Origin of the sequence: Sphingomonas sp. GC_Shp_3 (genome assembly GCF_026540945.1) — a bacterium.
Classification (GTDB): Bacteria; Pseudomonadota; Alphaproteobacteria; order Sphingomonadales; family Sphingomonadaceae; genus Sphingomonas.
Genome location: NZ_JALNUT010000003.1, coordinates 22,765 through 48,317, shown reverse-complemented (window position 1 = coordinate 48,317; position 25,553 = coordinate 22,765). Strand labels below are relative to the sequence as shown.

The 25,553-nt window shown below is 64.2% G+C and carries 30 protein-coding genes and 1 riboswitch; of the genes, 25 read left to right on the top strand and 5 right to left on the bottom strand.

Translation table 11 applies throughout. From position 1 onward, the window contains the following. Nucleotides 1-69: 69 nt before the first annotated feature. From purL to ispH, 4 genes are all read right to left on the bottom strand, one after another. Nucleotides 70-2,301: a phosphoribosylformylglycinamidine synthase subunit PurL gene (gene purL / locus OXR00_RS09215; RefSeq protein WP_267387968.1), complete on the bottom strand. Its 2,232-nt coding sequence runs from the start codon at nucleotides 2,299-2,301 to the stop codon at nucleotides 70-72. Nucleotides 2,302-2,367: 66 nt separating this feature from the next. Next, the gene (gene rnhA, locus OXR00_RS09210) at nucleotides 2,368-2,820 is read right to left on the bottom strand and encodes a ribonuclease HI (protein ID WP_242149975.1); all 453 of its coding nucleotides are present in this window, start codon (nucleotides 2,818-2,820) and stop codon (nucleotides 2,368-2,370) included. Beyond that, nucleotides 2,817-3,776 carry a homoserine kinase gene (thrB, locus tag OXR00_RS09205; RefSeq protein WP_267387967.1) on the bottom strand — a complete coding sequence of 320 codons (960 nt, stop codon included), beginning with the start codon at nucleotides 3,774-3,776 and terminating at the stop codon, nucleotides 2,817-2,819. The genes rnhA and thrB overlap by 4 nt, the downstream gene beginning before the upstream one ends. 85 nt (nucleotides 3,777-3,861) lie before the next feature. Further along, the gene (ispH, locus tag OXR00_RS09200) at nucleotides 3,862-4,812 is read right to left on the bottom strand and encodes a 4-hydroxy-3-methylbut-2-enyl diphosphate reductase (protein WP_267387966.1); all 951 of its coding nucleotides are present in this window, start codon (nucleotides 4,810-4,812) and stop codon (nucleotides 3,862-3,864) included. A gap of 121 nt (nucleotides 4,813-4,933) precedes the next feature. Between ispH and OXR00_RS09195 the strand changes: the two genes are divergently transcribed. The 7 genes from OXR00_RS09195 (at nucleotide 4,934) to OXR00_RS09165 (ending at nucleotide 12,789) form a co-directional block, all read left to right on the top strand. Further along, nucleotides 4,934-5,590 (top strand): hypothetical protein, encoded by a 657-nt coding sequence (locus OXR00_RS09195; protein ID WP_267387965.1) that lies wholly within the window; start codon nucleotides 4,934-4,936, stop codon nucleotides 5,588-5,590. 109 nt (nucleotides 5,591-5,699) lie between these two features. After that, nucleotides 5,700-5,788, top strand: a riboswitch (glycine riboswitch). Between the two features lie 173 nt (nucleotides 5,789-5,961). Then, entirely contained in the window at nucleotides 5,962-7,122 is a 1,161-nt protein-coding gene (gene gcvT, locus OXR00_RS09190; RefSeq protein ID WP_267387964.1) for a glycine cleavage system aminomethyltransferase GcvT, read from the top strand. Between the two features lie 15 nt (nucleotides 7,123-7,137). Further along, entirely contained in the window at nucleotides 7,138-7,509 is a 372-nt protein-coding gene (gcvH, locus tag OXR00_RS09185; RefSeq protein ID WP_267387963.1) for a glycine cleavage system protein GcvH, read from the top strand. A gap of 47 nt (nucleotides 7,510-7,556) precedes the next feature. Next, nucleotides 7,557-8,915, top strand: a complete 1,359-nt coding sequence (gcvPA, locus tag OXR00_RS09180) for an aminomethyl-transferring glycine dehydrogenase subunit GcvPA (RefSeq protein ID WP_267387962.1) — start codon at nucleotides 7,557-7,559, stop codon at nucleotides 8,913-8,915. Continuing rightward, the gene (gene gcvPB, locus OXR00_RS09175; protein ID WP_267387961.1) at nucleotides 8,912-10,486 is read left to right on the top strand and encodes an aminomethyl-transferring glycine dehydrogenase subunit GcvPB; all 1,575 of its coding nucleotides are present in this window, start codon (nucleotides 8,912-8,914) and stop codon (nucleotides 10,484-10,486) included. The genes gcvPA and gcvPB overlap by 4 nt, the downstream gene beginning before the upstream one ends. Before the next feature lie 253 nt (nucleotides 10,487-10,739). Continuing rightward, entirely contained in the window at nucleotides 10,740-11,216 is a 477-nt protein-coding gene (locus tag OXR00_RS09170) for a CcdC protein domain-containing protein (RefSeq protein ID WP_267387960.1), read from the top strand. Nucleotides 11,217-11,253: 37 nt separating this feature from the next. Beyond that, nucleotides 11,254-12,789, top strand: a complete 1,536-nt coding sequence (locus OXR00_RS09165) for an aminoacyl--tRNA ligase-related protein (protein WP_267387959.1) — start codon at nucleotides 11,254-11,256, stop codon at nucleotides 12,787-12,789. Nucleotides 12,790-12,888: 99 nt separating this feature from the next. Here the strand turns inward: OXR00_RS09165 and OXR00_RS09160 are convergent, their stop codons facing one another. After that, nucleotides 12,889-13,836 carry a rhodanese-related sulfurtransferase gene (locus tag OXR00_RS09160; protein WP_267387958.1) on the bottom strand — a complete coding sequence of 316 codons (948 nt, stop codon included), beginning with the start codon at nucleotides 13,834-13,836 and terminating at the stop codon, nucleotides 12,889-12,891. 311 nt (nucleotides 13,837-14,147) lie between these two features. Here OXR00_RS09160 and rpsL point away from each other — a divergent pair, with 311 nt between their 5' ends. From rpsL to rplE, 18 genes are all read left to right on the top strand, one after another. Beyond that, nucleotides 14,148-14,519: a 30S ribosomal protein S12 gene (rpsL, locus tag OXR00_RS09155; protein WP_093226361.1), complete on the top strand. Its 372-nt coding sequence runs from the start codon at nucleotides 14,148-14,150 to the stop codon at nucleotides 14,517-14,519. A gap of 60 nt (nucleotides 14,520-14,579) precedes the next feature. Beyond that, complete coding sequence (rpsG, locus tag OXR00_RS09150) at nucleotides 14,580-15,050, top strand: 30S ribosomal protein S7 (protein ID WP_242150009.1); 471 nt, start codon at nucleotides 14,580-14,582, stop codon at nucleotides 15,048-15,050. 190 nt (nucleotides 15,051-15,240) lie between these two features. Then, a complete protein-coding gene (fusA, locus tag OXR00_RS09145) occupies nucleotides 15,241-17,337 on the top strand; it encodes an elongation factor G (RefSeq protein WP_242150012.1) in 2,097 nt (698 codons plus the stop codon). A 134-nt stretch (nucleotides 17,338-17,471) separates the two neighbouring features. After that, entirely contained in the window at nucleotides 17,472-18,665 is a 1,194-nt protein-coding gene (gene tuf, locus OXR00_RS09140) for an elongation factor Tu (RefSeq protein WP_242150015.1), read from the top strand. A 202-nt stretch (nucleotides 18,666-18,867) separates the two neighbouring features. Further along, nucleotides 18,868-19,176, top strand: coding sequence for a 30S ribosomal protein S10 (rpsJ, locus tag OXR00_RS09135; RefSeq protein ID WP_007406109.1), 309 nt, complete (start codon nucleotides 18,868-18,870; stop codon nucleotides 19,174-19,176). Between the two features lie 211 nt (nucleotides 19,177-19,387). Further along, nucleotides 19,388-20,143: a 50S ribosomal protein L3 gene (gene rplC / locus OXR00_RS09130; RefSeq protein WP_242150018.1), complete on the top strand. Its 756-nt coding sequence runs from the start codon at nucleotides 19,388-19,390 to the stop codon at nucleotides 20,141-20,143. Between the two features lie 2 nt (nucleotides 20,144-20,145). After that, on the top strand, nucleotides 20,146-20,772 hold the full coding sequence (gene rplD / locus OXR00_RS09125) for a 50S ribosomal protein L4 (protein WP_267387957.1): 627 nt from the start codon (nucleotides 20,146-20,148) through the stop codon (nucleotides 20,770-20,772). Further along, nucleotides 20,765-21,079, top strand: coding sequence for a 50S ribosomal protein L23 (locus OXR00_RS09120; RefSeq protein ID WP_242150025.1), 315 nt, complete (start codon nucleotides 20,765-20,767; stop codon nucleotides 21,077-21,079). Before rplD ends, OXR00_RS09120 begins: the two co-directional genes overlap by 8 nt. 4 nt (nucleotides 21,080-21,083) lie before the next feature. Then, nucleotides 21,084-21,938 carry a 50S ribosomal protein L2 gene (rplB, locus tag OXR00_RS09115; protein WP_267387956.1) on the top strand — a complete coding sequence of 285 codons (855 nt, stop codon included), beginning with the start codon at nucleotides 21,084-21,086 and terminating at the stop codon, nucleotides 21,936-21,938. A gap of 1 nt (nucleotide 21,939) precedes the next feature. Then, nucleotides 21,940-22,215: a 30S ribosomal protein S19 gene (gene rpsS, locus OXR00_RS09110; RefSeq protein WP_130156697.1), complete on the top strand. Its 276-nt coding sequence runs from the start codon at nucleotides 21,940-21,942 to the stop codon at nucleotides 22,213-22,215. Then, nucleotides 22,215-22,592: a 50S ribosomal protein L22 gene (gene rplV, locus OXR00_RS09105; protein ID WP_242150032.1), complete on the top strand. Its 378-nt coding sequence runs from the start codon at nucleotides 22,215-22,217 to the stop codon at nucleotides 22,590-22,592. The genes rpsS and rplV overlap by 1 nt, the downstream gene beginning before the upstream one ends. Then, the gene (gene rpsC, locus OXR00_RS09100) at nucleotides 22,592-23,299 is read left to right on the top strand and encodes a 30S ribosomal protein S3 (protein WP_242150035.1); all 708 of its coding nucleotides are present in this window, start codon (nucleotides 22,592-22,594) and stop codon (nucleotides 23,297-23,299) included. Before rplV ends, rpsC begins: the two co-directional genes overlap by 1 nt. A 10-nt stretch (nucleotides 23,300-23,309) precedes the next feature. Next, nucleotides 23,310-23,744: a 50S ribosomal protein L16 gene (gene rplP / locus OXR00_RS09095; RefSeq protein WP_069206805.1), complete on the top strand. Its 435-nt coding sequence runs from the start codon at nucleotides 23,310-23,312 to the stop codon at nucleotides 23,742-23,744. 1 nt (nucleotide 23,745) lies between these two features. After that, nucleotides 23,746-23,952, top strand: a complete 207-nt coding sequence (gene rpmC / locus OXR00_RS09090) for a 50S ribosomal protein L29 (protein WP_069206804.1) — start codon at nucleotides 23,746-23,748, stop codon at nucleotides 23,950-23,952. A 10-nt stretch (nucleotides 23,953-23,962) separates the two neighbouring features. Continuing rightward, nucleotides 23,963-24,235, top strand: a complete 273-nt coding sequence (rpsQ, locus tag OXR00_RS09085) for a 30S ribosomal protein S17 (protein WP_242150038.1) — start codon at nucleotides 23,963-23,965, stop codon at nucleotides 24,233-24,235. Nucleotides 24,236-24,295: 60 nt separating this feature from the next. Then, the gene (gene rplN / locus OXR00_RS09080) at nucleotides 24,296-24,664 is read left to right on the top strand and encodes a 50S ribosomal protein L14 (protein WP_093226344.1); all 369 of its coding nucleotides are present in this window, start codon (nucleotides 24,296-24,298) and stop codon (nucleotides 24,662-24,664) included. After that, nucleotides 24,664-24,981 (top strand): 50S ribosomal protein L24, encoded by a 318-nt coding sequence (gene rplX / locus OXR00_RS09075; RefSeq protein WP_267387955.1) that lies wholly within the window; start codon nucleotides 24,664-24,666, stop codon nucleotides 24,979-24,981. The genes rplN and rplX overlap by 1 nt, the downstream gene beginning before the upstream one ends. After that, a complete protein-coding gene (gene rplE / locus OXR00_RS09070; RefSeq protein WP_242150045.1) occupies nucleotides 24,974-25,552 on the top strand; it encodes a 50S ribosomal protein L5 in 579 nt (192 codons plus the stop codon). The genes rplX and rplE overlap by 8 nt, the downstream gene beginning before the upstream one ends. Nucleotide 25,553 lies beyond the last annotated feature (1 nt).

Below are 25,553 nucleotides of genomic sequence, written 5' to 3'. Positions count from 1 at the left end.
GTCCACGAACAGACGGCTGATCCTTAGGCCGCTCCCGCATCTGCCGCGGCAGCTTCAGGTGCTACCGGATCAGGCGATCACGTCTCCCATCAACGCAGGGAAGAAGCCTTCGTGCGCTGCACGGAGATCTGCGAGCGTCACCACGTGATCATCATCGGGTAGTTCGAAGATGATGCGGTCGGCGATGGTACGGCCGATCCGCTCGATCTCGACGCCCGCCGCATAACCGCGCTTCAACGTCTCCATCAGCAGGTGGTCGGCAACCGTTGCTACATACAGCCCCTGATCCTCGCCGAACAACGCGCAGGCGATCCCGCACGGCAGGGGCGCGTTGAGCATGGCACCAACACCGCCGGCCAGCGCCATCTCCGCAATCGTGACCGCAACGCCGCCATCCGACACATCGTGCACTGCCGTCAGTGCGCCGGCACGGATGCCCGCCCGCACGAAGTCGCCGGCGGCACGCTCGGCATCGAGATCGACCGGCGGCGGTGCGCCATCTTCGCGGCCATGAATTTCGCGCAGCCACAGCGACTGGCCAAGGTGGCCGGTGCGGCTGCCGATCAGCACGATCACGTCGCCAGTACCCTTGAACGCAACGGTCGCGGACTTGGACCAGTCCGCCAGCAGGCCGATGCCGCCGATCGCCGGGGTCGGCAGGATCGCCGAGCCGCCACCGGTCGCCTTCGATTCGTTGTAGAGCGAGACGTTGCCGCTCACGATCGGAAAGTCGAGCGCGCGACAGGCATCGCCCATGCCGTCGAGGCAACCGGTAAGCTGCGCCATGATTTCGGGACGCTGCGGGTTGGCGAAGTTGAGGCAATTGGTCACCGCGAGCGGCTTCGCGCCGACCGCCGACAGGTTACGGTAGCATTCGGCGATCGCCTGCTTGCCGCCTTCATAGGGGTCGGCATAGCAATAGCGCGGCGTGCAATCGGTGCTGATCGCAATGCCCTTTTGCGTGCCGTGGACGCGCACCACCGCCGCATCGCCGCCGGGGCGCTGCACGGTATCGCCGCCGACCTGGGTGTCGTACTGCTCCCAAATCCACCGCCGCGACGCGATGTCGGGGGAGCCCATCAGCTTGAGCAGGTCGCCGCAGATGTCGGTGGTGGTCGGCAGATCGTCGAGCGGCTTGACGCCAGCCCAAGTCTTGTACTCATCCCGGCTGACCGAAGGACGATCGTACAGAGGGGCCTCGTCGGCGAGCGGGGCGAGCGGGATGTCGCACACGGTCTCGCCGTTCCATGTAAGCACCATGCGACCCGTATCCGTCACCGTGCCGATCACGGCGAAATCCAGCTCCCATTTGCGGAAGATCGCTTCGGCGAAGTCTTCACGACCGGGCTTGAGCACCATGAGCATCCGCTCCTGGCTCTCGCTCAGCATCATCTCGTATGGGGTCATGCCGGTTTCGCGCTGCGGCACCGCGTTCATGTCGAGTTCGATGCCGACGCCACCCTTCGACGCCATCTCGACCGAGGATGAGGTGAGGCCGGCCGCGCCCATATCTTGAATCGCGACGATCGCGTCCGACGCCATAAGTTCTAGGCACGCCTCGATCAGCAGCTTTTCGGTGAAGGGATCGCCGACTTGCACGGTCGGTCGCTTCGCGTCCGAATCCTCGCCGAAATCGGCCGAGGCCATCGTCGCGCCGTGGATGCCGTCGCGCCCGGTCTTGGAGCCGACATAGACGATCGAATTGCCGATCCCCGATGCGGCCGAATAGAAGATCTTGTCGGTATCGGCGATGCCGACCGTCATCGCGTTGACGAGGATGTTGCCGTCATACGCCTTGTGAAAGTTCACCTCGCCGCCGACCGTCGGCACGCCCACGCAATTGCCGTAGCCGCCGATGCCGTGGACCACGCCCGCAATCAGGTGACGCATCTTGGGATGATCGGGCGAGCCGAAGCGCAAAGCGTTCATGTTGGCGATCGGCCGTGCGCCCATCGTGAACACATCGCGCAGGATGCCGCCCACGCCGGTCGCCGCGCCCTGATACGGCTCGATGTACGAAGGGTGGTTGTGCGACTCCATCTTGAAGATCGCGGCCTGCCCATCGCCGATATCGACCACGCCGGCATTCTCGCCCGGGCCGCAGATCACCTGCGGGCCAGTGGTCGGGAGCTTCTTGAGGTGGATGCGCGACGATTTATAGCTGCAATGCTCGGACCACATCACCGAGAAGATGCCGAGTTCGGTCAGGTTCGGCTCGCGGCCGAGCGCCTTCAGCACGCGGGCATATTCGTCTTCGGACAGCCCGTGCTGGGCGACGATCTCGGGGGTGATCTGGCTCATGTCTGCGCCATAGCGAGGTGATGCGCGTTCGTCACCACCCGCCGAGCGGTTGCGTGAACGCGAGGTTCAGCCCCGCCGCCCGGCTGCCACTGCCGCATCGCTGGCGAGTCGGTCGGCGCGCTCGTTCTCCGGGTGGCCGGCATGGCCCTTAACCCATTTCCATTCGATCCGGTGCGGCTTGGCGGCGGCGAGCAGCGCTTGCCACAGTTCTGCGTTCTTGACCGGCTTCTTGTCGGCGGTTTTCCAGCCGTTCTTTTGCCAGCCCTTGATCCACTTGGTGAGGCCGTCCATCACATAGCGGCTGTCGGTGGAAAGCGTGACCTGACAGGGGCGGGAGAGGGCGGTCAGCCCCTCGATCGCGGCTGTCATCTCCATGCGGTTGTTGGTGGTCAGCGCCTCGCCACCGGACAGTTCCTTTTCGGCAGCGCCCATGCGCAGCACCACGCCCCAACCGCCTGGGCCGGGATTGCCCTTGCAGGCACCATCGGTGAAGATTTCTACCTTATCGAGTTCGTTCATGTCAGGTGTTTCACCAAATCAGGATTGTAGTGCGAGAGCCGCCGCAGATAGGCAAGCGGGTCTTTCCGCGTCACCAGCGCATCGGCCGGTGTGTTGAGCCAGTCCCACGCGCGCGACAGTGCGAAGCGGATGCAAGCGCCGCTGGCGAGCAACGGGAACGCCGCCGTCTCATGCGGTTGCAGCGCGAAACCGCTCGCATAGCCGCGGATCAGTGCCTCGCCGGTGGCGGCATGATAGGTCGAGCCGCTCGCGTCGAAGCTCCACGCGCTGTGCATGATGGCAAGATCATAGACGCGCAGGTCGGTGCAGGCGAAGTAAAAGTCGATCAGGCCAGAGACGTGATCGCCGAGCATGAGCACGTTGTCCGGAAACAGATCAGCGTGGATGGCAATGCGATCGAACCCATCGTCGGGCCAAGCGGCAGTCACCACGTTCAGGGCGTGGCCGAGATCGTCGTACAAGCCGGGCGCGATCTCGTCGAGGCTGCGGCCGCAGCGCTCGAACAGCGGGCGCCAGCTCGGCATCCCCATCGAATTTTCACGCGCGCCGCCAAAATCGGCGACAGCAGCGTGCATCTCCGCCATCGCGCGTCCCGCCGCCTCCGCCTGGGCAGGCGTCGGGTGAGAGACCGACACCCCCGACAAGAACTTGATGAGGCAGGCGGGGCGGCCTTCCAGTTCCTGTATCGCTACGCCGCGCCGGTCCTTGATCGCTGGCGGTACGTTCAGCCCCTTGGCGGCGAGGTGTTCGAGCAACGCCATGAAGAACGGCAGATCATCCGCAGCGACTCGTTTCTCGTAAAGCGTCAGGATGAAGCGGCCCGTCGTCGTGTCGACTAGGTAATTGGTGTTCTCCACCCCCTCTGCGATACCCTTGGCGGAGATCAGTTCGCCGCAATCGTAGCGCGCGAGAAAGGTGGACAGCGCCTCGGCTGACACGTGCGTGTAAACGGCCATGCAATCGGGGTTCCGGGAATGAGCGAGCGTTCAGACCTAAGCGCCGCTCCACATGCGGGAAACGGCCAAAAGCGGCAGCGCCGGACTAGGCCACAGCCTCAAGCCCGCGCGGCAGCTTGAACGAGATCGTCTCACGCGTCGTCTCCACCTCGCGCTCGACGATGTCGAAGCGTTCGGCCAGCTTGGCGACGAGATCGCGCACCAGCACCTCAGGCGCCGACGCGCCCGCGCTGATGCCAAGCGTCTTCACGCCGTCCAGAAACGCGAAATCGAGCTCCGCCGCGCAGGGAATGAGTTGCGCCGGCGTGCCCTCGCGCCGTGACACCTCCACCAGCCGCACCGAATTGGACGAATTATGCGCGCCGATCACCAGCATCGCGTCGCAATCCTGCGCGATTGCCTTGACCGCTTCCTGCCGGTTGGAGGTGGCGTAGCAAATGTCCTCGCCGCGCGGCCCTTCGATGGTGGAGAACTTGGCTTTCAGAGCCGCGACGATCTCGGCCGTGTCGTCAACCGAGAGGGTGGTCTGCGTCAGAAAGGCTAGGTTGTCCGGGTCGACCGGCGCGAACGCGGCCACATCCGCGCACGTCTCCAGCAGCGTCATCGCCCCCGGCGGCACCTGGCCGAGCGTACCGATCACCTCCGGGTGGCCGGCGTGGCCGATAAAGACGATGTGGCGACCGTTCTGGACGTGGCGCTCGGCCTGGCGGTGGACTTTCGACACCAAAGGGCAGGTCGCATCCAGCCACGAAAGGCCACGTACCGTCGCTTCGGCCGGCACCGATTTGGGCACGCCGTGCGCAGAAAACACCACCGGTGCCTCGTCCGGAACCTCGTCGAGTTCCTCGACGAAAACCGCGCCCTTCGCCTTTAGCGCATCGACGACGTGCTTGTTGTGGACGATCTCATGGCGGACATAGACCGGGGCGCCATGTTTCGCGATCGCGAGTTCGACGATCTGGATGGCGCGGTCAACGCCGGCGCAGAAGCCGCGAGGGGCGGCGATCAGCAGATCGAGCCGCGGTTTGCTGGACATCATCATTGCCATGACCCTCTACGCGATTGCTTGCACGGGCGGAAGCCGGTTCCTATGGTGCAATGCCATCGGGGCCGGGCGATCACAAGCTGCGGCCCCTTCCTTCGTGACTAAGGTGCGTATGTTTCCCACAGGCCGCAAGATCGCCGTTCCCGCGCTGCTCACCATTCTCGCGACGGGACTCGCCGGATGTTCCTCGGTCGGTGAGTTCGACGAGACAGGCGGCATCTCCGCGATCCGCTCGGCCTGCCCGACGGTGGAGGTCGCGGCGGCAACGGGCAACGTGACTTTGTTCAACCCACCGACGAGCCGCGATGCGCGTGCGATCGACGTTGAGGCGTCGCTCACCAACGTGCGGTCGACCTGCAATGACCAGAGCGACGACATCGCGACCAACATCACCTTCGAAGTGCGCGCGCGTCGCGCATCTGCGGCAGGCGCGCGCGACGTGACGCTACCGTATTTCATCGCGGTCATGCAGGGCGGCAGCGCGGTCGTCGCCAAGCGGGTCGGCCATGTCACGCTCCACTTCGACGCCGGCCAGTCGCGCGCCAGCGCCACCGCGACCGGCGACGCCAGTGTCTCCAAGGCGGCGGCGACATTGTCAAAGGAGGTCCGTGACAAGCTGACCGAGAAGCGCAAGGCAGGCGATGCCGACGCCGCGACCGATCCGCTGACCCGGCCCGACATCCGCCAGGCGGTAGCACGGGCGACATTCGAGGCGCTTGTCGGCTTCCAACTCACCGACGATCAGTTGAAGTATAACGCCACGCGCTGAAACCGGTTCGGCGTGTGTTGCGCGAGTGGCGGAGGGCTGCGCGCCTTTCGCGATTGACTCGTCTGCTGCACCGCGTCAGACCGAAATCGTTGATGCCGGGCAACCGGCATGGGCAGGCACGGGAGAGTGCGGGGAAACTCGCCGCCGAAGGAGCAACCGCCCCGGAATCTCTCAGGCAAAGTGGACCGTGCCGGCCGAATCGACACTCTGGAAAGCGGCTACGCTTGTTTTGCGCAGCCCACCGAAGGGGTAAACCGTCCGGTCTCGCCGGTGGTGAAAGCTCTCAGGTTCCGTGACAGAGGGGGCGGCGGATCATGGCGCGAGGCGCGCGCTGTGCTACGCCGTCAGACCTATTGTTTACGGAGACCGGCATGAGCGACGCAGACCTGATCGACGAAACCGGTGAAGAACCCGCAATCCTGACGTTGCCGCTTGACGCGTGGCACCGCGCGCAGGGTGGCCGCATGGTCGAATTCGCCGGATATTACATGCCGGTCCAGTACGACGGCATCATGGCCGAGCATCTGTGGGTGCGCGAGTCGGCCGGCTTGTTCGACGTCAGCCACATGGGCCAGTTGCTGTTCCGCACCGATGACGGTGCCGACCTCGACGGCGCGCTCGAGGCCGTGCTGCCGGGCGACATCGCCAACCTCAAGCCCGGCCGCCAGCGGTATTCGCTGCTGCTGGCCGAAGACGGCGGCATCCTCGACGATCTGATGGTGACGCGCCTGCCGGAGGCCAATCCGTTCGATGTGACCGGCCTCTACATGGTCGTCAACGGCGCGACCAAGTACGACGACATCTCGTATTTCCTCGATCAGTTGCCCGAGGACGTGCTCATCAACCACATGGAAGATCAGGCGCTGCTCGCGCTGCAAGGCCCCAAGGCGGTCGACGCGCTGGCACGGCTGGTGCCGGGCGTGCGCGATCTGGTGTTCATGTCGGCAGCGCCGTTCGAATGGGACGGCAAGCCGCTGTGGATCGGCCGCTCGGGTTACACTGGCGAGGATGGTTTCGAGATTTCGATCGACGGCGAGCATGCCGAGGCGCTCGCCACCGCGCTGTGCGCCGAGCCTGAGGTCAAGCCGATCGGCCTGGGCGCGCGTGATTCGCTGCGGCTTGAGGCCGGCCTGCCGCTCTATGGCCACGATCTCGACGAGACGGTGACGCCGGTGATGGCCGATCTCGGCTTCGCGCTGTCGAAACGCCGCCGCGAGGAGGCGAACTTCCTCGGAGCGACCCGTATTCTTGCCGAGCGCGAGGCGGGTGCCGCCGTCAAGCGCGTCGGTTTGCTGGTCGAAGGTCGCCAGCCGGTGCGCGAGGGCGCCGCGGTGCTCGACGCGAACGGCGGCGAAGTCGGCCGCGTGACGTCGGGCGGGTTCGCGCCGTCGGTCAACGCGCCGATCGCGATGGCGTTCGTGCCCGCCGCGATGGCTGAGCCCGGTACCCGCATCCAGTTGCAGCAGCGCGGCAAGGTCCACAGCGCGACCGTCGCCGCGATGCCATTCGTTCCCCACCGCTACGTCCGCTAAACAGGAGGCCCGCACATGAGCCGGTATTTCACGCAAGATCACGAATGGGTCGATGTCGAAGGCGATACCGGCACTGTCGGCATCACCGAGTTCGCACAAGGGCAGCTCGGCGATATTGTGTTCGTCGACGTTCCCGAGGCGGGCAAGACGCTGAGCAAAGGCGGTGACGCCGCCGTGGTGGAGAGCGTGAAGGCTGCGTCAGACGTCTACGCGCCGGTGTCCGGCACGGTGACCGAAGGCAACGCCGCGCTCACCGATTCGCCAGCACTGGTGAACGAGGATGCCGAAGGGCAGGGGTGGTTCTTCAAGCTGACGCTGTCCGATCCGTCGGAGCTGTCCGGCCTGATGGACGAAGCCGCCTACGCCGCGTTCGTCGCCAAGCAGTAACCCGAACACGCCCGTCCCGCCTGCGTGCGGGAGGGGAGGAGATCTTGATGCGTTACCTGCCGCTAACCGATACCGATCGCCAGGCGATGCTCGCCACGGTGGGCGCTGCCACGATCGACGATCTGTTCGTTGACGTGCCGGAGGCCGCGCGCCTCTCCGGGCCAATCGCCGGTCTGCCGATGCACGCCAGCGAAATGGCGGTCGAACGCCACATGAGCGCGCTTGCCGGCAAGAACGTGGCAGCGGGATCGGTGCCGTTCTTCCTCGGCTGTGGGGCGTACAAGCATCATGTGCCCGCCAGCGTCGATCACATCATTCAGCGCGGCGAGTTTCTCACCGCCTACACGCCGTACCAGCCGGAGATCGCGCAGGGCACGTTGCAGGTGATGTTCGAGTTCCAGACGCAGGTGGCCCGGCTGCTCGGCACCGATGTGGCGAATGCGTCGATGTACGACGGTTCGACCGCATGCTGGGAAGCGATCGGCATGGCACGGCGCATCACCAAGCGTGCCAAAGCGATCCTGTCGCCGGGGCTTCACCCGCATTACGTCTCCGTCGCGAAGACGATGGCGAAATACACCGGCGACGCGCTCGACACGGCAACGCCCACGCTGAACGACGATTTCGGCATCGACGCGCTGATCGCCAAGATCGACGGTGATACCTCCTGCGTGGTGGTGCAATATCCCGACATCCTCGGCCGCATCGCCGATCTGACCGCGCTCGCCGACGCTTGCCACGCCAACAAGGCACTGTTGATCGCCGTCGTCACCGAGCCGGTCGCGCTTGGTGCGATCCGCTCGCCGGGCGAGATGGACGCAGATATCGTGGTGGGCGAGGGGCAATCGCTCGGCGTGGGCCTTCAGTTCGGCGGGCCGTATGTCGGGCTGTTCGGTTGCAAGGACAAATACGTCCGCCAGATGCCGGGCCGGCTCTGCGGCGAGACCATCGATGCCGAGGGCAAGCGCGGCTTCGTACTGACGCTTTCCACGCGTGAGCAGCATATTCGTCGCGAGAAGGCGACGTCGAACATCTGCACCTCCTCGGTGCTGTGCGCGCTGGCGATGTCGGCGCACATGACGTTGCTGGGTGAGGCGGGTTTGCGACGGCTGGCGGAGATCAACCATCTCGGCGCATCTTCGGCGGCGGATCGGCTGGCGCAAGTGCCGGGCGCGGAACTGGTCAATGGGGCTTTCTTCAACGAATTCACGCTGAAGCTTTCCAAGGAAGCGCGGCCGATCGTCCGCGCGCTTGCCGATCGGGGTATTCTGGCGGGCGTGTCGCTCGGCCGGCTCTATCCGGGCGAGGACGATCTGGCGAACGGCCTCGTCGTGGCCGTGACCGAAACCACCACCCAAGACGATGTCGAAGCGCTTGCTCAGGCGCTCGCGGAGGAACTGGCATGACGATCAATGCAAGCGGCTGGCGTCCTGAGCGCCCCGAAGCGGGCGCCGACACCGCACCCGCCACCTTCACCGGCAACCGCGCGCTGATGCTGGATGAGCCGCTGATCTTCGAGGTCGGCTCTACCGAGACGACGGGCGTCGATCTCGCCGACGTGCCGACTGGCACTTCGCGGCTGGGCGGGCTGGAGCGCGCGCGTGAGATCGGTCTGCCCGGCCTGTCCGAGCCGGAGACCATGCGGCACTACACCCGGCTGAGCCGGCAGAATTACGCGATCGACCTGGGTCTGTTCCCGCTCGGGTCGTGCACGATGAAGCACAACCCGCGCCTCAACGAGAAGATGGCGCGGCTGCCGGGTTTCGCGGACGTCCACCCGTTGCAGCCGGTCGACACCGTGCAGGGTGCGTTTGGCGTGATCCACGAACTCGCCGAATGGCTGATCACGCTGACCGGCATGCATTCGGTCGCGATGAGCCCGAAGGCGGGCGCGCACGGTGAACTCTGCGGCATCCTGGCGATCAAGGCCGCGCTCGACGCCAAGGGCGAGGGCGCGCGCAAGGTGATTCTCGTGCCGGAAAGCGCACACGGCACCAACCCGGCAACGGCGGCGTTCGCGGGCTATGCGGTTGAGAACATTCCCGCGAGCGATGCCGGGCGGATCGACACGGACGCGCTGCTCGCGCGGCTCGGCCCGGACGTGGCGGCGGTGATGATCACCAACCCGAACACCTGCGGTCTGTTCGAGCGTGACATGAAGACCATCTCCGACGCGGTCCACGCGGTCGGCGGGTTCGTCTATTGTGACGGCGCCAACTTCAACGCGATCGTCGGCAAGGTGCGGCCGGGCGATTTCGGCATCGATGCGATGCACATCAACCTGCACAAGACCTTCTCGACCCCGCATGGCGGTGGTGGTCCGGGCTCCGGGCCGGTGGTTCTGTCGGAGGCGCTGTCGCCGTTCGCGCCGCTGCCGTTCGTGGCGCGCCAGGCCGACGGCAAGTTCGCGCTGATCGAGGAAGAGAGTGCAGGCGACGATCACCCGCACAGCTTTGGCCGGATGGTCGCGTTCCATGGTCAGATGGGCATGTTCACGCGTGCGCTGACCTACATCCTCAGCCACGGCGCGGACGGTCTGCGGCAGGTGGCGGAGGATGCGGTGCTCAACGCCAATTACATCCTGCGCAGCCTCGAGGGCACGCTGCACGCGCCGTTCGCCGCTTCCGGTCCGTGCATGCATGAGGCTTTGTTCTCAGATGACGGTTTGGCCGACGGCTTCTCGACGCTCGACGTGGCCAAGGGGCTGATCGATGAGGGTTTCCACCCGATGACGGTGTACTTCCCGCTCGTCGTGCATGGCGCGATGCTGGTCGAGCCGACCGAGACCGAGAGCAAGGCGGGGATCGACCAGTTCATCGGCGCGCTACGCTCGGTGGCGGAGCGTGCCAAGGCGGGTGACGCCACCCTCAAGACCGCGCCGCATTTCGCGCCGCGCAGCCGACTCGACGAGACGCAGGCGGCGCGCAAGCCCGTGCTGGTATGGCGCGAACCGGTGCTGGCGGCGGCGGCAGAGTAACGCTTCCCGAGACGGAGAGAAGCATGCGCGGATGGAGGCTGGCTGTGGGTTGCCAGCCTCTTACGCCTTGCTTCGACGTGGCTGACGTTTTCTGCGGGCGTGTTGGAATCTGCTTGAGGCATCGCTCACCCGTAGACCGGGCCTCTATTGAGCTTCCGGCGTTCCGCTGGCACACCACCGCATCGTAGCGCCAGCGATCTTTCGGCGCAGCGCAACGAAGGGGGTCGCGATACAGGTTCAGCCCGGTCACGTCGTGCAATATCTCGTTCCGGCAGCGATCTTCCTTGTTGCGATTGCGCTGCGCGCGCGGCGTATGTCGCAAGTCCGCCCGCTTCAGGTCGAACGGTTGTGGATCTTCCCCGCGCTCTACGCGGCGGTGTGCGTGTATTTGCTGGTCGAGTTCCCGCCGACGCTGATCGGCTGGCTGTGGTGCGCGGTGGCGTTGGCGGGCGGCAGTGTGCTCGGGTGGCAACGTGGCAAGACAATGCGGATCACCGTCGATCCCGCGACACATCAGCTCAACCAGAAGGCGTCGCTCGCTGGCATGGCGTTCCTGTTCGTGCTGGTTGCGATTCGCGCCGGCGCGCGCATGGAAGGGCGGGCGATGCACCTCGACCTGAATACGATCACGGTCGTCCTCGCGCTGTTCGCGCTCGGCCTGTTCGCGGTGCAGCGTATTGAAATGTACCTGCGCGCCAAGCGTCTGCTCGCTGCCGCACGCGCGGGCTGATTGCGGCGGCGGCGCTTCCCCGCTATCGCCGCGCCCCATGATAAAGCACGCCCTGTCCGTCACGCGCGAAGCCGATTTCGCCGCCTGGTATCAAACCGTCATCACCGAGGCCGATATGGCCGAGGAATCGGGGGTGCGCGGCTGCATGGTGATCCGGCCGTGGGGCTATGGCATTTGGGAGCGGATGCAGCGCCTGCTCGACGATCGCATCAAGGCGACCGGACATGAGAATTGCTATTTCCCGCTGTTCATTCCGCTCTCGTACTTCGAGAAGGAGGCCGAGCATGTCGACGGTTTCGCCAAAGAAATGGCGGTCGTTACCCACCATCGGCTGATTTCAGACGGCAAGGGCGGGCTGGTGCCTGACCCCTCCGCCAAGCTGGAGGAGCCGCTGGTGGTCCGCCCGACCTCGGAGACGGTGATCGGCACCGCCTTCGCGCGCTGGGTGCAGTCGTGGCGCGATCTGCCCGTGCTCATCAACCAATGGGCGAACGTGGTGCGCTGGGAGATGCGCACCCGCATGTTCCTGCGCACCGCCGAGTTCCTCTGGCAGGAGGGCCACACCGCGCATGCGAGCGAGGCCGAGGCGCGCGAGGAAACGCTTAAAATGCTCGAAGTGTACCGCGAGTTCGCGGAGAACTGCGTCGCGCTGCCGGTGATCGCGGGCGAGAAGCCGGAGAACGAGCGCTTCCCCGGCGCGGTCGCGACGTTCAGCATCGAAGCGATGATGCAGGACGGCAAGGCGCTTCAGGCCGGTACCTCGCATTTCCTCGGCACCAACTTCGCCAAGGCGCAGAACATCACCTTCCAGAATGCGGCCGGTCAGGTCGAACTCGCGCAGACGACGAGCTGGGGCATGTCAACGCGGATGATCGGCGGGCTCATCATGACGCACGGCGACGATGATGGCCTGCGCGTGCCGCCGCGGATTGCGCCTTGGCAGGTGGTAATCGTGCCGATGCTGCGCGACGTGCCCGAGGATGCGGCGATCGTCGACTATTGCAAGGCGCTGCGGGCCGAGATCGGCGCGCTGAGCGCGTTCGGCGAGCCGGTGCGCGCGCTGCTCGACCTAAAGCAGGTCAAGGCGGCGACGAAGCGCTGGGGCTGGGTGAAGAAGGGCGCGCCGATCGTGATCGAGGTCGGCGGGCGCGACGTGGCGGGCGGCAACGTGTCGGTGATCCGTCGCGACCGGCTCTACCGTGAAGACGGCAAGCTCGACAGTGCGGTCGTCGCCAAGGCTGACTTCGTGGCGCAGGCTGCTGATATGCTTAGCCAAATCCAGCTCGCGTTGTTCACGCAGGCAAAGGCGCGGCTCGACGCGGGCATCGTTCGCGACGTGGTGGACTTCGCGGGTGTGCAGGCGTTCTTCGCGGAAGGAGTGAAGAACCCGGGCTTCCTTGAAGTGCAATGGGCCAAGCCGAGTGGGGCCGCATTGGAGACGGTAATCGAGCAGTTAAAGACGCTGAAGCTGACGCTGCGCAACGTGCCGATGGACGCTTTGCCCGTGGATGGCGTGTGCGTGTTCACCGGCGCGCCCGCGGTCGAGCGGGTGATCGTCGGGCGCTCCTACTAAGCGCGGACGTGCGTAGTTCGGCTGGCCAGCGCGAGGGCTATGGCTGTGCTACGGTGCCGGGCGTTGCGTTTTGGTGGGCAAACCGCGTTTGGCGAGAGCCTAGCCAGCGGGATCGGAGCGGTCGACCTGGACCGCGCCGACATGGCGGGTGCCACGCGCTTCGGCAAGTTTCACCTGACGGTGGCGTTCGGCGAGCGCGGCGCGCTTTTCGGAGTCGCGGGTGCCGTGGCAGGCGGGGCAGCTTACCCCTGCTTCGAAGAGCGGCGAGGCCCGGTCTTCGGCGCTGACCGGCATGCGGCAGGCGCGGCACAAAGCATGGCTTCCGGCGGCAAGGCCGTGGCCGACCGCGACGCGTTCATCGAACACGAAACATTCGCCTTGCCAGTGACTTTCCGCTGCTGGGACTTCCTCGAGATATTTGAGGATGCCGCCGTGCAGGTGGAACACCGAGTCGAACCCCTCGGCCTTGCCGAACGCGGTCGCCTTTTCGCAGCGGATCCCGCCGGTGCAGAACATCGCGATCGTCTTGCCTTCGAGTTCGGCGTGGTGCTCGCGAAACCATGCCGGAAAGTCGCTGAATGTGTCCGTCCCCGGATCTACCGCGCCGGCGAAGGTGCCGACCCGCACCTCGTACGCGTTGCGCGTATCGATCACCACCGTATCGGGCCGCGCGATCAGCGCATTCCAATCGGATGGCGCGACATAGGTGCCGACATCTTCCAGCGGGTCCACCTCAGGCTGACCCATCGTGACGATCTCGCGCTTCACGCGCACCTTCATGCGGTGGAACGGCATTTCGGCGGCGGTAGAGAATTTGATCTCTGCCTCCGCACAGCCCGGCAACATGCGGATATGGCCGATGATCTCCGCGATCGCCGCCTCGTCTCCCGCGATTGTGCCGTTGATCCCCTCGCGCGCGAGCAGCAAGGTGCCTTTCACGCCGTGGCGCGTACACAGTTCGAGCAGCGGGCCTCTAAGCGCGGCGGGATCGGTAAAGCGGGCAAAGCGGTACAACGCGGCGACGTGAACGGGGTGGGGGGTATCCATCGCATCGCCGCTAGGACGAAACCTCGCCCCCAGTCAAAAGATGAAGGTGGCGATGAGCGGCCGCATCGCGCGACAGATCGTCCGCCGACGCACGGTGCCGGTGTGGTTGACCGGTTTCAACCCGCGCTGTATAGGCGCTGCTGCCCTACCGCAGACTCACGTGTGCGGGCGGGTGCTTGAACATTGCTGGATGCATTCAGGGCCAGGGGGAATCGCCATGATTCCCGAAGGCCCTTTTGTATTCCCCATATTGTTCCGGGGGGGCGTGATGGCTCCAGCAAAGTAACCAAAACTCCAAGGTGAAGAGATTCATGCCGACGATCAACCAGCTGGTCCGCAAGGGCCGCGATCCGCAGAAGGCCAAGTCCAAGGTTCCTGCGATGGAAGCGAACCCGCAAAAGCGTGGCGTTTGCACCCGCGTCTACACGACGACCCCGAAGAAGCCGAACTCGGCGCTTCGCAAGGTGGCCAAGGTCCGCCTGACCAACAGCCGCGAAGTCATCAGCTACATTCCGGGCGAAGGCCACAACCTGCAGGAGCACTCGGTCGTGCTGATCCGCGGCGGGCGTGTGCGCGATCTTCCCGGCGTTCGCTACCACGTCCTGCGCGGCGTGCTCGATACGCAGGGTGTGAAGGACCGCAAGCAGTCGCGTTCGAAGTACGGCGCCAAGCGTCCCAAGTAATCTGCCAGAGTAAGCCCCGAACAGGTTTCGGACCGGCTGAAGCACAAGAAGGAATTTGAAATGGCACGTCGTCGTCGTCCCGAAAAGCGGGTCATCCTGCCTGATCCCCAGTACGGGGATGAGGTTCTCTCCAAGTTCATGAACAGCGTCATGCTGGACGGCAAGAAGTCGGTCGCGGAAGGTATCGTCTACACCGCGCTCGCTACGGTCGAGCAGCGCGCCAAGAAGGATCCGATCGGGGTCTTCCACGACGCGCTTCAGAACGTGAAGCCGGGCATCGAAGTTCGCAGCCGCCGCGTCGGTGGTGCGACCTATCAGGTTCCGGTCGAAGTCCGTCCGGAGCGTGCGCAGGCGCTGGCGATCCGCTGGCTGATCACGGCTGCGCGTTCGCGCAGCGAGAACACGATGTCGGCGCGTCTGTCGGGCGAACTGCTCGATGCGTCGAACAACCGTGGCAACGCGGTGAAGAAGCGCGAAGATACGCACCGCATGGCGGAAGCGAACCGCGCGTTCTCGCACTACCGCTGGTAAGCATGTCCATCATGGCGGGTTTGTAAGACTCGCCATGATGACCTATATGGGTGGCGGAGCCGAGAGGCTTCGCCACCACATTTTTATTTCATCATCTGCGCCGAGCGGCTATCGCGCGGCACGGCACGATTGGTGAACACTTTCCGCCGCCCGTTTTTACCGCCGTCCAGGCACCCAGGAGTGACGCATCATGGCCCGCAGCCATCCGCTCGACCGCTATCGCAACATCGGCATCATGGCGCACATCGACGCCGGCAAGACGACGACGACCGAGCGCATCCTTTACTACACCGGCAAGTCCTACAAGATCGGCGAAGTGCATGAAGGCACGGCGACGATGGACTGGATGGTCCAGGAGCAGGAGCGCGGGATCACGATCACGTCGGCTGCCACCACCTGCAAGTGGAAGGGCGAGGATGGCAAGGGCGAAGAGCACCTCATCAACATCATCGACACGCCGGGCCACGTCGACTTCACGATCGAGGTCGAGCGTTCGCTGCGCGTGCTCGACGGAGCGGTCGCCTGTTTCGACGGCGTCGCCGGCGTGGAGCCGCAGTCGGAGACGGTGTGGCGCCAGGCTGATAAGTACGGCGTGCCGCGCATGTGTTTCATCAACAAGCTTGACCGCACCGGCGCGAACTTTGATTTCTGCGTCAACTCGATCATCGAGCGCCTCGGCGCGAAGCCGGCGGTGCTGTATCTCCCGATCGGCATGGAAGGCGACTTCAAGGGTCTGGTCGATTTGGTCAACAACCGCGCGATCGTCTGGCTCGAGGAGAGCCTTGGCGCGAAGTTCGAATATCAGGACATCCCGGCGGAGCTGGCCGACAAGGCGGCTGCGGCCCGCGAGGCGCTGATCGAGCTGGTCGTCGACCAGGACGATGCTGCGATGGAAGCCTATCTCGAAGGCGATCTGCCCGACGTTGCGACGCTCAAGAGCCTGATCCGCAAGGGCACGCTCAACATGTCGTTCGTGCCGGTGGTGTGCGGTTCGGCGTTCAAGAACAAGGGCGTGCAGCCGCTGCTCGACGCCGTCGTCGACTACCTGCCGAGCCCGCTCGACGTTCCAGCGATCAAGGGCGTCAAGCTCGACGGCGAGACGCCGGATGAGCGCCCCTCGTCGGACGACGCGCCGTTCTCGGCACTGGCGTTCAAGGTGATGAACGATCCGTTCGTCGGCACGCTGACCTTCGCGCGCATCTACTCGGGCAAGCTCGAGACCTCGTCGCAGGTCACGAACACCGTGAAGGACAAGAAGGAGAAGGTCGGTCGTATGCTGCTGATGCATGCGAATGACCGTGAGGACATCCAGGCGGCCTATGCCGGCGACATCGTCGCTCTGGCAGGTCTCAAGGACACGACGACCGGTGACACGCTGTGCGCGATCTCGTCGCCGATCATCCTCGAGCGGATGGAATTCCCGGAGCCGGTGATCGAGCTGTCGGTGGAGCCGAAGACCAAGGCCGATCAGGAGAAGATGGGCGTCGCGCTCAATCGCCTCGCCCGCGAGGACCCCTCGTTCCGAGTCTCGTCGGATGCGGAAAGCGGCCAGACCATCATCAAGGGCATGGGCGAGCTCCATCTCGAGATCATCGTCGATCGCATGAAGCGCGAGTTCAAGGTCGAGGCCAACGTCGGCGCGCCGCAGGTGGCGTACCGCGAATACCTCGGCAAGCCGGTCGACATCGACTACACGCACAAGAAGCAGTCGGGCGGCACCGGCCAGTTCGGTCGCGTCAAGGTGAAGCTGACGCCGGGCGAGCGCGGTTCGGGCATCATCTTCAAGGATGAGATCAAGGGCGGTAACATCCCGAAGGAATATATCCCCGCGATCGAAAAGGGCTTCCGCGAGACGGCAGCCACGGGCTCGCTGGTCGGCTTCCCGATCATCGACTTCGAGATCCTGCTGTACGACGGTGCCTACCACGACGTCGACTCGTCGGCGCTGGCGTTCGAAATCACCGGCCGCGCAGCGATGCGTGAGGCGGCGCAGAAGTCGGGCATCAAGCTGCTCGAGCCGATCATGAAGGTTGAGGTCGTCACTCCCGAGGATTATCTCGGCGACGTCATCGGCGACATGAACAGCCGTCGTGGCCAGATCCAGGGCACCGACAGCCGCGGCAACGCACAGTCGGTCGAGGCGATGGTGCCGCTGGCCAACATGTTCGGCTACGTCAACTCGCTGCGTTCGTTCACGCAGGGGCGCGCGCAGTACAGCATGCAGTTCTCGCACTATGACGAAGTCCCGGCGAACGTCGCGGACGAGGTCAAGGCGAAGCTGGCCTGACGCATTTAAAGCTCGCGCGGCGGTTTGCGGCGTGCGGGCTTCAACGCAGGGCTGGCGTTCTTCAATTGGAGCCGCTATGGGGCCGCTTTCGCGCGGCATCCCCGGCACGGAAACGATCAATAAGGTAGGGAATCATGGCTAAAGCAAAGTTCGAGCGGACTAAGCCGCATCTCAACATCGGCACCATCGGTCACGTCGACCATGGTAAGACCTCGCTGACCGCAGCGATCACCAAGGTTCTCGCCGAGACCGGTGGCGCGACGTTCGTCGACTATGCCAACATCGACAAGGCTCCTGAGGAGCGCGAGCGCGGCATCACCATCTCGACCGCACACGTCGAGTACGAGACCACGGCGCGTCACTATGCGCACGTCGACTGCCCGGGCCACGCTGACTATGTGAAGAACATGATCACCGGCGCGGCGCAGATGGACGGCGCGATCCTCGTCGTCTCGGCGACCGACGGCCCGATGCCGCAGACCCGCGAGCACATCCTGCTCGCCCGTCAGGTCGGCGTGCCGACGATGGTTGTGTTCATGAACAAGGTCGATCTGGTCGACGACGCAGAAATCCTCGAGCTGGTTGAGCTCGAAATCCGCGAGCTGCTGTCGTCGTACGATTTCGACGGCGACAACATCCCGGTTATCCCGGGCTCGGCCGTTAAGGCTCTGGACGGCAGCAACGACGAGATCGGCAAGAACGCCGTTCTGAAGCTCATGGAAGCAGTCGACACGTACCTGCCGCAGCCCGAGCGTCCGCTCGACAAGCCGTTCATGATGCCGATCGAAGACGTGTTCTCGATCTCGGGTCGCGGTACGGTCGTCACCGGCCGCGTCGAGACCGGCGTTGTGAAGGTTGGTGAGGAAGTCGAGATCGTCGGCATCCACCCGGCGGTTCGCAAGACCACCGTCACCGGCGTTGAAATGTTCCGCAAGCTGCTCGATCAGGGCCAGGCTGGCGACAACATCGGCGCGCTGATCCGCGGCGTCGGCCGTGAAGAGGTCGAGCGTGGCCAAGTGCTGTGCAAGCCCGGCTCGATCAAGCCGCACACCGACTTCGCTTCTGAAGTGTACGTGCTGTCGAAGGACGAGGGTGGCCGTCACACGCCGTTCTTCGCCAACTATCGTCCGCAGTTCTACTTCCGGACCACGGACGTGACCGGCACCGTCGAGCTGCCCGAGGGCACCGAGATGGTCATGCCGGGCGATAACATCGCACTCGGCGTGAAGTTGATCGCGCCGATCGCTATGGACGTTGGCCAGCGCTTCACGATCCGTGAGGGTGGCCGCACCGTGGGTTCGGGCATCGTTTCGGGCATCACGAAGTAAGCTTTCCGCTTCTTCGCTGAAAAAGTTTACCGCCCGCGTCTCGAAAGAGGCGCGGGCGGTTGCTTTTTGTAGGAGCTCCCGCTAAGGGCGCTCCTCCGGTTTTAAACTGAACAATCAGCGGTGGCTTCTCGGACCGACCTTTGGCATTTTGCCGGGGATCAACCGAGGGAGGTCACCCCGCTCTTTCGCATTGGTAGGGTACATGGACAGCAACATCCGCATTCGCCTTAAGGCGTTCGATCATCGCGTGCTCGATCAGGCGACCGGCGACATCGCCGACACCGCCCGCCGCACCGGCGCACTCATCCGTGGCCCGATTCCTTTGCCTACGCGCATCGAGAAGTTCACGGTCAACCGTGGCCCGCACATCGACAAGAAGTCGCGCGAGCAGTTCGAGGTTCGCACCTACAAGCGCATGCTCGACATCGTTCAGCCGACTCCGCAGACGGTGGACGCGCTGATGAAGCTCGACCTCGCCGCTGGTGTTGACGTCGAGATCAAGCTCGCGTAAACGCGCCGCTTCACAAGAGATTCGGCCCTGTTCGCAGGGCAGTTTATGGGATACCGCCGGAGCTCTCCGGGTCTGCGTCCCCCGACACGCTTCCTGCTATAAGGAAGCACCAGCCCGGGTCGGGGCCGACGCAGTATAAAATGTTTCGGGTTGAGCACGCACGCTACGGAATTCCCCGTGGCGTGCCTCTGTTATAGAAAGGGATCAGATCATGCGCACTGGCGTGATCGCGAAGAAGTTGGGGATGACCCGTCTGTTCCAGGACGACGGCCGGCACGTGCCGGTTACCGTTCTGCAGCTCGACGCTCTCCAGGTCGTGGCCGTTCGCGAGGCCGATCGTGATGGATATGTCGCTGTCCAGTTGGGCGCCGGCGTCGCGAAGACCAAGAATGTTTCCAAGCCGCAGCGCGGCCACTTCGGCAAGGCCGAGGTTGAGCCCAAGGCGATCGTCCGCGAATTCCGCGTGTCCGACGACGCGGTCCTCGAAGTTGGCGCAGAGATTGCTGCCGATCATTACGTCGCCGGCCAGATCGTCGACGTGCAGGGCTATACGCAGGGCAAGGGTTTCCAGGGCGGCATGAAGCGCTGGGGCTTCGGCGGTCTGCGTGCGACCCACGGCGTGTCGGTGTCGCACCGTTCGCTCGGTTCGACCGGTCAGCGCCAGGATCCGGGCAAGGTCTTCAAGAACAAGAAGATGGCCGGCCACATGGGCGACGCGCAGCGTACCCAGCAGAACCTTGAGATCGTGTCGACCGACGTCGAGCGTGGCCTGATCTTCATCAAGGGCTCGGTGCCCGGATCGAAGGGTGGCTGGCTGCTCGTCAAGGATGCGGTCAAGGTCGACCGTCACAAGGACGCGCCGTACCCCGCCGGCCTCAAGGCCGCCCAGAACAACAACGATGCGCCTGCTGAGACGCCCGCCGATACGGCGAACGACGCAGCGGCCACCGACGGCCAGGAGGGCTGATCGTGAAGGTTACGCTTCAATCCTTCGCCGATAACGCCACTGGCGATATCGAGCTGAACGACGAGGTCTTCGGCCTCGATCCCCGCGCAGACATCCTGCACCGTGTCGTCACCTGGCAGCTCGAAAAGCGCCGCGCGACCGCAAGCGGCACGCGTGAGCGCGCTGACGTTGCCCGCACCGGCAAGAAGTTCGGTCGCCAGAAGGGCGGCGGTACCGCACGTCACGGCGATCGCCGCGCGCCGATCTTTATCGGTGGTGGTAAGGCGCACGGCCAGCGCACCCGCGATTTCAATCCGGGTCTGAACAAGAAGATCCGCGCGCTCGGCCTCAAGATGGCGCTGAGCAGTCATGCCAAGGCAGGCACGCTGGTCGTCATGGACAGCCTGACCGTCGCCGAAAGCAAGACCAAGACGCTGATCGCGGATTGGGCAAAGCTCGGCACCGGCAAGACTGCTCTGGTCATCGACGGTGACATGGTCGAGAACACCTTCGCGCTCGCCGCGGGCAACCTGTCGACGATCAACGTGCTGCCGGCTGCCGGCGCCAACGTTTACGACATCCTGAAGCACGACACGCTGGTCCTGACCCGCGCTGCCGTTGAAAAGCTGGAGGCGCGCTTCAATGGCTAAGAAGCAGACTGGCGATATCGCGGTCCGTCATTACGACGTGATCGTTGCGCCGCACATCACCGAAAAGGCGACGATGCTCTCCGAGCACAACGCCGTGGTCTTCAAGGTTTCGCACGACGCGACCAAGCCGGAAATCAAGGCTGCGGTCGAGGCGCTGTTCGGGGTGGACGTCACTGGCGTCAACACCATCGTGCAGAAGGGCAAGACCAAGAAGTGGAAGGGCGCGCCCTACACGCGCTCGGACGTCAAGAAGGCGATCGTGACGTTGAAGGACGGTCAGTCCATCGACGTGACGACGGGGATCTGATCCGATGGCATTGAAGCATTATAATCCGACGAGCCCGGCGCGCCGTGGTCTCATCCTGGTCGATCGTAGCGGCCTGCACAAGGGCGGCCCCGTCAAGGCGCTGACCGAAGGCAAGCGCAAGACCGGCGGCCGTAACAACAAGGGCCATGTCACCTCGCGCGGCATCGCCGGCGGTCACAAGCAGCGCTATCGTATCATCGATTTCAAGCGTCGCCTGTGGGATGTTGAGGGTACGGTCGAGCGGATCGAATATGATCCCAACCGCACTGCGTTCATCGCGTTGATCAACTACGGCGATACGCCCGAGGGCAAGTCGAACGTCGCGTACATCATCGCGCCGCAGCGCCTCGCCGTTGGCGACAAGGTGATCGCGAGCAAGAAGACCGACGTGAAGCCGGGCAACGCGATGGAACTGGGCCAGATGCCGGTCGGCACGATCGTCCACAACGTCGAGATGAAGCCGGGCAAGGGCGGTCAGCTCGCACGGTCTGCCGGCACCTACGTTCAGGTCGTTGGTCGCGACAAGGGCATGGTGATGATCCGCCTCAACTCGGGCGAGCAGCGCTACATCCACGCCGCGTGCATGGCGACTGTCGGTGCGGTGTCCAACCCGGACAACGGCAACACCAACCTCGCCAAGGCTGGTCGCAACCGCTGGCTCGGCATCCGCCCGCTCACGCGCGGCGTCGCCAAGAACCCGGTTGACCATCCGCACGGCGGTGGTGAAGGCCGGACCTCGGGTGGCCGTCATCCGGTCACGCCGTGGGGCAAGCCGACGAAGGGTGCGCGCACCCGTCACAACAAGTCGACGGACAAGATGATTATCCGTTCGCGTCATTCGACGAAGAGGAAGGGCTAAGATGGCTCGCTCAGTTTGGAAGGGTCCTTTCGTGGACCTCCATCTGCTGAAGAAGGCAGAAACCGCGCAGGACACCAACGCGCGTGGTGCGATCAAGACCTGGTCGCGTCGCTCGACGATCCTGCCGCAGTTCGTCGGCCTGACGTTCAGCGTGTACAACGGCCGCAAGTTCGTGCCGGTTTCCGTCAACGAGGACATGGTGGGCATGAAGCTCGGCGAATTCGCGCCGACGCGGTATTTCCCCGGTCACGCTGCTGACAAGAAGGGCAAGCGCTGATGTCTAAGGCGAAATCCCCCCGCAAGGTCGGTGAGAAGGAAGCTCTCTCGGTCGGCACGCAGATCCGCGGATCGGCGCAGAAGCTTGGTCTGGTTGCCGCGCTCATCCGCGGCAAGAAGGTCGGCGATGCGATGAACATCCTGCAGTTCTCGACCAAGGGCATGGCGATCGACGCGCGCAAGGTGCTGGCCTCGGCCATCGCCAACGCCGAGAACAACCACAACCTTGATGTCGACGCGCTGGTCGTGTCCGAGGCTTCGGTCGGCAAGTCGATCGTTATGAAGCGGTTCGCCACGCGCGGTCGCGGCAAGTCGACCCGCATCCTCAAGCCGTTCAGCCGTCTGCGCATCGTCGTGCGCGAGCAGGAAGAAGCATAATGGGTCAAAAATCGAACCCGATCGGTCTGCGCCTGCAGATCAACCGCACCTGGGACAGCCGCTGGTATGCGGAAGGCGCCGACTATGGTCGTCTCCTTCTCGAAGACCTCAAGATGCGCCAGTACATCATGAAGACGCTGCCGCAGGCGGCGATCTCCAAGGTGGTGATTGAGCGTCCTGCCAAGCTGTGCCGCGTGTCGATCTATGCCGCCCGTCCGGGTGTCATCATCGGTAAGAAGGGTGCGGACATCGAGAAGCTTCGCAAGAAGCTTGGTGCGATGACCACGTCTGACGTGTCGCTGAACATCGTCGAGATCCGCAAGCCGGAAGTCGACTCGAAGCTCGTCGCGCAGGGTATCGCCGATCAGCTCGAGCGTCGTATCGCCTTCCGCCGCGCCATGAAGCGTGCGGTGCAGTCGGCGATGCGTCTCGGCGCCGAGGGTATCCGGATCAACTGCGGTGGCCGTCTTGGCGGCGCCGAGATCGCACGGACCGAATGGTATCGTGAGGGCCGGGTGCCGCTTCACACGCTGCGCGCGAACGTCGACTATGCGGAAGCGCAGGCGCACACCGCCTACGGCGTTTGCGGCGTCAAGGTCTGGATCTTCAAGGGTGAGATCCTCGGCCACGACCCGCTCGCGCAAGAGCGCATCATGATGGAGGCTCAGACCTCCGGCGTGCGCCCGGCGCGCGACGACCGTCGCTAAGGACTGAATCATGCTGCAACCAAAAAAGACCAAGTTTCGCAAGGCCTTCAAGGGCCGCATTCATGGCGACGCCAAGGGTGGCACCACGCTCAACTTCGGCTCGTACGGGCTGAAGGCAATGGAGCCGGATCGTTTGACCGCACGCCAGATCGAGGCGGCTCGCCGCGCGATCACGCGTCATATCAAGCGCCAGGGCCGTTTGTGGATCCGCGTGTTCCCGGACGTTCCGGTTTCGGGCAAGCCTGCCGAAGTCCGCATGGGCTCGGGTAAGGGTTCGCCGGAGTTCTGGGCGGCACGGGTCAAGCCAGGCCGCATCCTGTTCGAACTGGACGGCGTGCCCGGCGATATCGCCGCAGTCGCGTTCAGCCGCGCAGCGATGAAGCTGCCGATCAAGGTTAAGGTTGTCGCCCGCCTTGGCGACACCTCGCATCTGGGAGTCGTGTAATATGGCACGGATCGACGATCTGAAGGCGAAGTCCGAGGACCAGCTGTCCGAGGAACTTGGCAACCTGAAGCGCGAGGCGTTCAACCTCCGGTTCCAGGCCGCGACCAACCAGCTCGAAAAGCCGAGCCGGGTTCGCGAAGTCCGCCGCGACATCGCCCGTATCAAGACGCTGCAGACCGCTCGCTCGCGCGACGCGGCTGCCAAGTAAGGAAGTAGACATGCCGAAGCGCGTGCTCACGGGACTGATCGTCTCGGACAAGGGCGACAAGACGGTGGTCGTGAACGTGGAGCGCAAGGTCAAGCACGCGCTCTACGGCAAGATCATCCGCCGCTCGAAGAAGTATCATGCTCACGACGAGAGCAACGAGTATAAGCAGGGTGAAACGGTGCGTATCGAAGAGACCGCGCCGATCTCCAAGCTGAAGACCTGGAAGGTGATCGATCGGGTTAACACCCACGCGACGCCGGAGCGGGTCGACGTCGACGCGTAAGCGTCACATTGCAGTCGGGGTCCGGTCGGTATCGGCCCCATATGAGAAGGAAGCGGATCTATGATCCAGATGCAGTCCAATCTCGACGTCGCTGACAACAGCGGCGCGAAGCGGGTCATGTGCATCAAGGTGCTTGGGGGTTCCAAGCGCCGTACTGCCAGCGTCGGCGACATCATCGTCGTCAGCGTCAAGGAAGCGGCCCCGCGCGGCCGCGTGAAGAAGGGCGACGTGCATCGCGCCGTTATCGTGCGCACCGCGAAGGACATTCGCCGTGCCGACGGTTCGGTGATCCGCTTCGACGGCAACGCCGCCGTCCTAGTCAACAAGAACGAGGAGCCGATCGGCACCCGTATCTTCGGCCCGGTCGTGCGCGAGCTGCGTGGCAAAAAGCACATGAAGATCATCTCGCTTGCGCCGGAGGTGCTGTAATGGCCGCCGCAAAGATCAAGAAGGGTGACCGCGTCATTGTCCTGTCCGGCAAGGACAAGGGCAAGACCGGCGAAGTGACCCAAGCGTTCCCGAAGGACGGCAAGGTTGTCGTCGCGGGCGTCAACGTCCACGTCCGTCATACCAAGCCGACCCAGGGTGACCCGCAGGGCGGCCTGAAGCGTTCGGAAGCGCCGCTCGACGCGTCGAACGTCTCGCACGTCACCGCCGACGGCAAGCCGACGCGCGTCCGCTTCGAAATGCAGGACGGCAAGAAGGTCCGCGTCGCGGTCAAGACCGGGGAGAAGATCAGTGGCTGATGCCTACAAGCCCCGGATGAAGGGCATTTACGACGATCGCATCGTCAAGGCGATGACCGAGAAGTTCGGTTATAAGAACCCTATGGAGGTTCCGCGCATCGACAAGATCGTTCTCAACATGGGCGTCGGCGAAGCGACGCAGGACAAGAAGAAGGTCGACAAGGCGGCTACCGAAATGGAGCTGATCGCCGGCCAGAAGCCTGTCATCACGAAGGCGAAGAAGTCGATCGCGCAGTTCAAGCTGCGTGAGGGTATGCCGATCGGCGTAAAGGTCACGTTGCGCCGTGAGCGCATGTACGAGTTCCTCGACCGCTTCATCACGATCGCGCTCCCGCGCGTCCGCGATTTCCGTGGCCTGAACGACAAGAGCTTCGACGGGCGCGGCAACTATGCCTGCGGCCTCAAGGAGCAGCTGATCTTCCCGGAAATCAGCTACGATCAGGTCGATCAGATCCGCGGCATGGACGTGATCGTCGCGACGACCGCGAAGACCGATGATGAAGCGCGCGAGCTGCTCCGTCTGTTCGGCTTCCCGTTCCCGATTGAAGCCGAAGAAAAGAAGGCGGCATAAG